Here is a 7615-nt window from a genome sequence, read left to right as displayed (position 1 = left end):
TCTGCGTGACGCGGGTTCCCGCCTCGACGAGGCGGCGCAGGATCGCCTGCTCGCGGACGATGTTGGCGTAGTAGCCGGCGTTGGCCGCAGACGGCACAGAGGAGACCAACGTGTGCAGGTACGGCGCTCCCCCGACACGGCCGAGCTCACCGTTCTTCTGCAGCACGGCGGCGACAGTCACGGCATCCGCCGGCTCGCCTCGCCCGTACAGGTCGATGATCGACTCATAGACCAGCTCGTGCGCCGGGCGATAGAAGTCCGTCCCGCGCAAGACCTCCACGACATCGGCCACCGCGTCCTTGGACAGCAGCATCGCGCCCAGGACCGATTGCTCGGCCGCGACATCCTGAGGCGGCGTCATGCCGTAGCCACCAGCGGGCGTCTCGTCGCGGTTCGGCAGTTCAGTGACGCTCACCGAGTACCCCCTCCAAGGCGATCAGCTCATACACACGTTCTAACAGCTGCCACCGACAGGGTTCGCTGATCGTCAATTGCCGCACTACGCAATCCCCTCGCCTGCCTCTGACCTCTCCAGACCGTAGGGCCGTCTCGAGGTATCTACCAAGCTCGACACGCACACCCCTTATGCACCGCCTGTGGATGACGAGACGCATCCCGCAGGTCGCCACGGAAACGATCATCCCCAGGTGTGGACAACCCTGGGGACGAGCAGTCCGAATTGTCCTCGCAGATCCGCAACAGCCCCTTCTCACCTGCGCTGACGCTCTCCACCGCCTGTGGATTCACATCCACAGGCGACCATCTCATGATCCGAGACATGCGGCGCGCCTGTCATGACCAACACGTACCGTCACTACTGCCATGTCCGGTCGCCGCACACCTGGTCCCCCCACCGGGCCACGCCGCCCCGGGACCGCCAGCCGCCCGGGAGGACCCCGCCGCTCTCGAGTCTTCCGCAGACCCCAAGCGTTCCGGCGGCACGCGGCAGACGGCGAGATCATGCGGCTGGCGCTCCCCGCCCTGGGTGCCCTCGTCGCCGAGCCGCTCTTCCTCCTCGCGGACTCGGCCATCGTCGGACGCCTGGGAACCCCGGAGCTGGCCGGCCTAGGCATCGCAGCGACCGTCCTGTCCACCCTGGTCAACGTCTCTATCTTCCTCGCTTACGGCACCACCGCCGCCGTCGCCCGCATGCTGGGCGCGAACGACCTCTCCGGCGCGCTCCGATCCGGCATCGACGGCTGCTGGCTTGCCGTCCTCATCGGCGCCGGAACACTCGGCGTCGGCTGGCCGCTCACGCCGTGGGTGGTCGAACGCTTCAATCCCGCGCCCGACGTCGCGGAGCACGCCGAGACCTACCTGCAGATCAGCCTCCTCGGCATCCCGTTCATGCTCCTCGTCCTGGCGGCCACGGGCGTGCTCCGCGGCCTGCAGGACACCCGCACGCCGCTGCACGTCGCCGCGTGTGGCGCCGCCGGCAACGTCGTCCTGAACATCGTGCTGGTACACGGCTTCGGCCTCGGCATCGCAGGCTCCGCTATCGGGACGGTCATTGCCCAGGCCGCCATGGCCCTGGTCTTCATCATCGTCGTCAGCCGGGCAGCTAGGCGTCACGGCGTCTCCCTAGGACCCCGCTGGAACGGGGTACGACGCTCGTTCGGGGCAGGCATTCCGCTGATCATCCGTACCGTGGCCATGCGAGTCGCGTTGATTCTGACCACCGTCGTCGCCACCGACCTCGGCACGTCCGAACTTGCCGCCCACCAGGTCGCGTTCACGACGTGGACACTGCTCGCGCTCATCTTGGACGCCATCGCCATCGCCGCGCAGGCACTCGTCGGCCGGGCACTCGGTGCCGATGACGTCGATGAGGCCCGTTCGATCACCCGCCGGATGGTCCAGTGGGGCGTGTTGTGCGGGTTCGCCCTTGCCGTGGTCGTCCTCGCCGTCGGATCGCTCTACGCTCAGCTGTTCACCCAGGACGCGGAGGTTCGCTCGCTGCTCGTCGCCGCACTGATCGTCGCTGCCGCATTGCAACCCCTGGCCGGTTGGGTCTTCGTCCTGGACGGCGTGTTGATCGGTGCGGGCGACGGGCGCTACCTGGCCTGGGCGTCCGTCCTCTCCGTGGCGGTCTTCCTGCCGGCGGCGCTTGCCGTCATGCTCCTCGATCTCTCCGGTACCACCGGTATCGTCGCCCTGTGGATGGCCGTCGGACTGTGGACGTTGGCTCGCCTGATCACCCTCGACCTCCGTGAGCGGCGCGGAACTTGGGCCATCACCGGGGCCGTCCGCTGACCCAGGCCGTCGCTCGTATGCAACGTCCACGACGCGTCTGGATGTCGCTGCCATGCCGGCGGCGATGAGCTGCCACACTGTCGACGAACGAGCCAGCATTACGACACAGCCGCCGGATGAGACCACCGGTAGGCACACTGCCAGCCATCGCCGGCTGGTCATGAACGAGGGAATCGCTCTTCATGCACGTACTCGCGCTGCCCACCGTCCTCATCTTCGGCTTCGTCATGTCGTTGATCGTCGGCATGGCCGCACAGCGACTGCTGGGGATCCGGCTCGGCGTGGTGCGGCTGATCCTGGCCGGTGCTTTCGCCCTGTTCGTGGGCCCGTTCATCATGATCGCCATCCTGGGTCCGGTCGCGCCGGATGCGCAGGATCCTGACCCGGAGATCGACTTCGACGGGACCACGTTCTGGTTCCTGCTGCTCTCGCTCGTCTGTATCGTGCTGGCGTCCATGGCGTTCATCGTCGTCGTCGAGGCGTTCGCCCCGCTCGGCTCCATCCCACCGGCCCGCATCTGGGGCCGGGGTCTCCGAGGCCGCTTCAAGCGCGCCCGGCGGTACTGGCAGATCATCGGCATCGCCGTCCGGAACGGCCTCGGTCCCTACATCCGCGGTGGCCGGCGGCGGGCCCTAGCGGTACCCAGCGGGCGAGCGCAGCTCGGCCGCGCCCTGACCGCGACACTCAACCGGGGCGGCGTCACCTTCGTCAAGATGGGCCAGATCATGGCCACGCGGCGGGACATGCTGCCCGTCGAGATGGTCACTGAACTTGCCAGCCTGCAGGACGATGCCGAGCCCGTGCCCTGGGAGGACGTGGAGAGGGTCCTGCTGAGCGAGCTCGGTTCCCCTGCTAGGGAGATCTTCGCCGACATCGACCCGACCCCGCTGGCCGCCGCCTCCGTCGGTCAGGTCCACGTGGCGCGCCTGCACTCCGGCGAGGAAGTCGTCGTCAAGGTGCAGCGGCCCGGCATCCGGCCCGTCGTCGAACGCGACCTCGACATCGCCGCCCGGCTCGCTGCCCGGTTGGAGAACGGGACGGACTGGGCCCGCGGCATGGGCCTGTCCACCCTGGCCGAAGGGCTTGCCGCGGCGATCCGCGAGGAGCTCGACTATCGTGTCGAGGCCGACAACATCGTCGCCATCGCCGAGGCGCACCCCGCCGGCTCCGACGTGCGGCTTCCAGGCGTCCATGCACAGCTGTGCACCGAGCGGGTTCTTGTCATGGAGCGGTTGCGGGGCACACCACTCAATGCCGCCGGTCCCGCTATCGACCAAAACGGCCTGTCTCGTACCCGCATTGCCAGGTCGCTGCTGTCCGTTCTCTTCCACCAGATCATCGACGCGGGTGTGTTCCACGCCGACCCGCATGGGGGAAACATTCTCGTACTCGACGACGGGCGGCTCGGCCTCTTGGACTTCGGCTCAGTCGGCCGGCTCGACGGTTCGCTCCGTGAGGCTCTGCAGCGGCTGCTGCTCGGAGTGGACCACGGCGATCCGCTCGCTGTCAGCGACGCGTTGCTCGAGCTGGTTCCACGCCCCGACGAGATCGATGAGCAGCGTCTCGAACGCGATCTGGGTCGGTTCCTGGCCCGACACGTGAGCGGTTCCGGTTCTCCGAGTGCACGCATGTTCGGCGATCTGTTTCGCATCGTCGCCGATCACGGCCTGTCGATCCCGCCTGAGGTGGCGGCCGTATTTCGCACTCTCGCAACGGCGGAGGGGACGCTCAGCGCCGTTGCACCTAGCTTCAACCTGATCAGCGAGACTCGCTCGCTCGCCAGTGGCTACATGACCGAGCAGCTTGCGCCGGACCAGCTCAAGCAGTCCGCGACCGAAGAGCTCGCTCGACTGGTGCCCGTCCTGCGGCGGCTGCCACGACGTGTTGAGCGGATCGCGAACGCCGCCGAGCACGGACGACTCGGACTCAACGTACGTTTCCTCGCCGACGAGCGAGACCGCGCCGTCATCACCGGCCTGCTACACGAGATCCTGGTCGCCTTCATCGCGGCCACCACCGGCATCATGGCCGTCATCCTGCTCGGTATGGGTGGCGGTCCCGAGATCACCGAGGACGTCAGCCTGCACGAGCTGATCGGCTACAACCTGCTAGTGATCAGCGCAATCCTCGCGCTTCGCGTGCTGGTTCGGATCTTCCGCCGCTCGTGAACCTCAATGATCATGTTTGGTAGGCGTTCTCCTGCTTTACCATGCTTGCAGACATGGTAAAGGTCGAAGAAACCTACCAAACATGATCATTCAGTTGAGCGCTGCGCTTGTGCACGTGGCACTCGGCAGTGTTGAGAATCAGGACCCGACGATGTTCAGCCGGACGTCGGCGGACACCTCTGGGTGCAGCCGTACGGTAACCCGGTGCTCGCCGATCGTCTTGATCGGCTTGCCGACCTCGACCCGGCGCTTGTCGACGGGAGGGCCGCCGGCGTCGGTCACGGCGGAGGCGATGTCGGCAGGGGTAATCGCGCCGAACAGCCTGCCCGTGTCGCCCGCCTTGGCGGACAGCCGAACCGGCGACTTCTCGAGCTTCGCCTTCACTTCGCGAGCGGTGTCGAGGTCAGCGATCTCGCGGCTGGAACGGGCCCGCCGGATCGCATCGATCTCCTTCTGGGCACCCTTGGTCCACGCCATGGCGTAACCCTGGGGGATCAGGTAGTTACGGCCGTAACCACCCTTGACCTCAATGACATCACCTGCGGCACCGAGGCCGGAGACTTCTTGGGTGAGGATGAGCTTCATGTCAACCGCAGCCTTCCTCAGCGGGCCGTCGAGGTGTACGGCAACAGCGCAACCTCCCGGGCGTTCTTGATCGCGATGGCAACGTCACGCTGATGGCGCGTGCAGTTGCCGGAAACACGGCGGGCACGGATCTTGCCGCGGTCGGAGATGTACTTCCGCAGCAGATTCGTGTCCTTGTAGTCGACATAGTCGACTTCGCCCTTACAGAATGCGCAGACCTTCGTTTTCGGTTTGCGCACCGGTGGGGTAGCCATCGTGGTGCTCTCCTTCGAAGAGCCCGGTCACCGCCGCAGCGGCAGACCGGGATGGGTGGATAGATGGATGCCTGTGGGTGCCTAGAACGGGGGCTCTTCAGCCGCGCCACCGCCGCCGGCCCATGGATCGTTGGGCGCTTGCGGCTGGCCGGCAGGCGCACCCGCCGGTGCCCCCTGGGACGCCCACGGGTCGTTGCCGCCCTGCGGGGCACCGCCACCGAAGCCGCCGCCCCCACCGCCGCCTTGGCGCTGGGTTCGGGTCACCTTGGCGGTGGCGAACCTCAGACTCGGGCCGATCTCGTCGACCTCCATCTCGACGACCGTGCGCTTCTGTCCATCCTGCGTCTCGAACGAACGCTGACGCAGCCGGCCCTGGGCCACGACGCGCATCCCGCGCTGCAGCGACTCAGCGATGTTCTCCGCTGCCTGCCGCCACGCGGAGCAGCGCATGAACAGCGCCTCGCCGTCTTCCCAGGTGTTGCTCTGCCGGTTGAACGTGCGCGGTGTCGACGCGATGGTGAAGTTCGCGACCGCTGCGCCACTGGGTGTGAAGCGCAGCTCCGGATCGTCGGTCAAGTTGCCGACTATGGTGATGACGGTCTCGCCTGCCATGGATGGCTCCCTATGGTCGGGGTGTTCGTGCGGGTGACCCGCAACCGACCCAAGCTCGTATCAGTTCGCCTCTGGCCGGACGACCTTGGTGCGCAGCACCGATTCGGACAGCCCAAGCTGACGGTCGAGCTCGGCTACGGTCTCGGCCTCACAGGTAACGTCGAGCACCGCGTAGATGCCCTCGCCCTTCTTGTCGATCTCGTACGCGAGCTTGCGGCGGCCCCAGATGTCGACCTTCTCGACCGAGCCACCGGCCTCACGCACCACGCCGAGGTACTCCTCGAGTGTTGGGGCAACGGTGCGCTCCTCGGACTCGGGGTCCAGGATCACCATGACCTCGTAATGACGCATTGCCGTATCACCTCCTGTGGTCTTCACGGCCACGGTCTCTCCGTGGCAGGAGGGCTATGACGTCGCGGCTCGGTGTCTGCTCTCAGGTGTCACAAATGATGCTCAGAGGTTTACACCCAACGCGCGCAACCAAGCCGCGAGCAAGCGTACCAGCGGAACAGCGAGGAGACGAACGAGCTGTCGGTTCGACGCGGTAGCGTCATGCCATGGTCGAGCTACGTATCGGTGCACACGTCGCAAAAGACGATCCCATCGCAGGGGCACAGGCGCGCGGCGCCAACGCCGTCCAGTTCTTCCTCGGTGACCCGCAGGGGTGGAAGGCCCCGACGGTGGCGTACCCAGGTGGCGCTGACGCGCTGCGCAAGGCGGCCGCGGACGCGGACGTCCACCTTTACGTCCATGCCCCGTATGTGCTCAACGTCGCCACGACGAACAACCGCGTCCGGATTCCGAGCCGGAAACTGCTCCAGCAGCAGGTCGATCTCGCCGCGGAGGTCGGCGCGAAGGGCCTGGTCATCCATGGCGGGCACGTACTCAAGGACGACGACCCGGAGAAGGGCATCGACAACTGGCGCAAATGCGCCGAGCGGCTCGACGCCAAGGTTCCGGTGTTCATCGAGAACACCGCGGGCGGCGACCAAGCCATGGCGCGCAAACTCGAACGCATCGCCCGAGTATGGGAGGCCGTCGCCGACCACGGCCTCGGCTTCTGTCTCGACACCTGTCACGCGTTCGCCGCCGGTATCGACCTCGCCGACGTCGTGGACCGGATCATGGCGATCACCGGCCGGATCGATCTGGTCCACGCGAATGACAGCCGCGACGAGTTCGACTCCGGGGCGGACCGGCACGCCAATCTCGGCGAGGGAACGATCGGGCTGGAACCCATCGCGGAAGTGGTCCTGCAGGCCGGCGCACCGGTGATCCTTGAGACGCCTGGGGCCAAGACCGGTGAGGGCGACGACCTCACCGCGCTACGCGAATACGTTGCCGGCAGGTAGCCTGATCGTCCGTGACACACAGCTCCGCTCTCACCGTCCGGCAGATCTCGCGCGACGAGCACCTTGCCGCGATCGCTGCCCGGACTTCGGTCAGTTTCCTGCAGACACCCGCTTGGGCACAGGTCAAACGGGACTGGAAGTCGGAGTCGATCGGCTGGTTCGACGGCGACACGATCGTCGGTGCCGGGCTGATCTTGTACCGTCAGGCTCCCAAGATCCGTCGCTACCTCGCTTATCTCCCTGAGGGCCCGGCCATCGACTGGGAGTCGGCCGCCAAGGCCGGCGACCTGAAGCGCTGGCTCGATCCGCTGGCGGCCCACGTGAAGGCGTTCGGGGCGTTCGGGCTTCGGATGGGTCCGTGGGTTACGACGCGCGTATGGGGCAACGCAAC

9 protein-coding genes are annotated in these 7615 nt (G+C 66.7%); 4 read left to right on the top strand and 5 right to left on the bottom strand.

Annotated elements, in window-relative coordinates:
- The coding region (locus ELR45_RS40480) for a DnaB-like helicase N-terminal domain-containing protein (protein WP_420813841.1) at positions 1-361 on the bottom strand (361 nt) is incomplete at its 3' end.
- Between the two features lie 599 nt (positions 362-960).
- Here ELR45_RS40480 and ELR45_RS06435 point away from each other — a divergent pair.
- Complete coding sequence (locus tag ELR45_RS06435; RefSeq protein ID WP_205856137.1) at positions 961-2253, top strand: MATE family efflux transporter; 1293 nt, start codon at positions 961-963, stop codon at positions 2251-2253.
- A 182-nt stretch (positions 2254-2435) separates the two neighbouring features.
- Complete coding sequence (locus tag ELR45_RS06430; protein WP_129664440.1) at positions 2436-4421, top strand: ABC1 kinase family protein; 1986 nt, start codon at positions 2436-2438, stop codon at positions 4419-4421.
- 138 nt (positions 4422-4559) lie between these two features.
- Here ELR45_RS06430 and rplI read toward each other — a convergent pair whose 3' ends face one another.
- The 4 genes from rplI to rpsF all read right to left on the bottom strand — a co-directional run bounded on the left by rplI (position 4560) and on the right by rpsF (position 6223).
- Positions 4560-5006: a 50S ribosomal protein L9 gene (gene rplI / locus ELR45_RS06425; protein ID WP_129664438.1), complete on the bottom strand. Its 447-nt coding sequence runs from the start codon at positions 5004-5006 to the stop codon at positions 4560-4562.
- A 17-nt stretch (positions 5007-5023) separates the two neighbouring features.
- A complete protein-coding gene (gene rpsR, locus ELR45_RS06420; RefSeq protein WP_129664436.1) occupies positions 5024-5260 on the bottom strand; it encodes a 30S ribosomal protein S18 in 237 nt (78 codons plus the stop codon).
- 81 nt (positions 5261-5341) lie between these two features.
- Positions 5342-5872 carry a single-stranded DNA-binding protein gene (locus ELR45_RS06415; protein ID WP_129664434.1) on the bottom strand — a complete coding sequence of 177 codons (531 nt, stop codon included), beginning with the start codon at positions 5870-5872 and terminating at the stop codon, positions 5342-5344.
- 60 nt (positions 5873-5932) lie between these two features.
- Positions 5933-6223, bottom strand: coding sequence for a 30S ribosomal protein S6 (gene rpsF, locus ELR45_RS06410; protein WP_129664432.1), 291 nt, complete (start codon positions 6221-6223; stop codon positions 5933-5935).
- Between the two features lie 206 nt (positions 6224-6429).
- Between rpsF and ELR45_RS06405 the strand changes: the two genes are divergently transcribed.
- Both ELR45_RS06405 and ELR45_RS40475 read left to right on the top strand, forming a co-directional pair.
- Positions 6430-7224, top strand: coding sequence for a deoxyribonuclease IV (locus ELR45_RS06405; protein ID WP_129664430.1), 795 nt, complete (start codon positions 6430-6432; stop codon positions 7222-7224).
- 11 nt (positions 7225-7235) lie between these two features.
- A partial coding sequence (locus ELR45_RS40475; RefSeq protein WP_240759218.1) for a peptidoglycan bridge formation glycyltransferase FemA/FemB family protein occupies positions 7236-7615 on the top strand: 380 nt, incomplete at its 3' end.

Origin of the sequence: Phytoactinopolyspora endophytica (assembly GCF_004138495.1) — a bacterium.
Classification (GTDB): domain Bacteria; phylum Actinomycetota; class Actinomycetes; order Jiangellales; family Jiangellaceae; genus Phytoactinopolyspora; species Phytoactinopolyspora endophytica.
The sequence above is the reverse complement of the archived record's forward strand: the minus strand, read 5'-3'. Positions and strand labels throughout refer to the sequence as shown.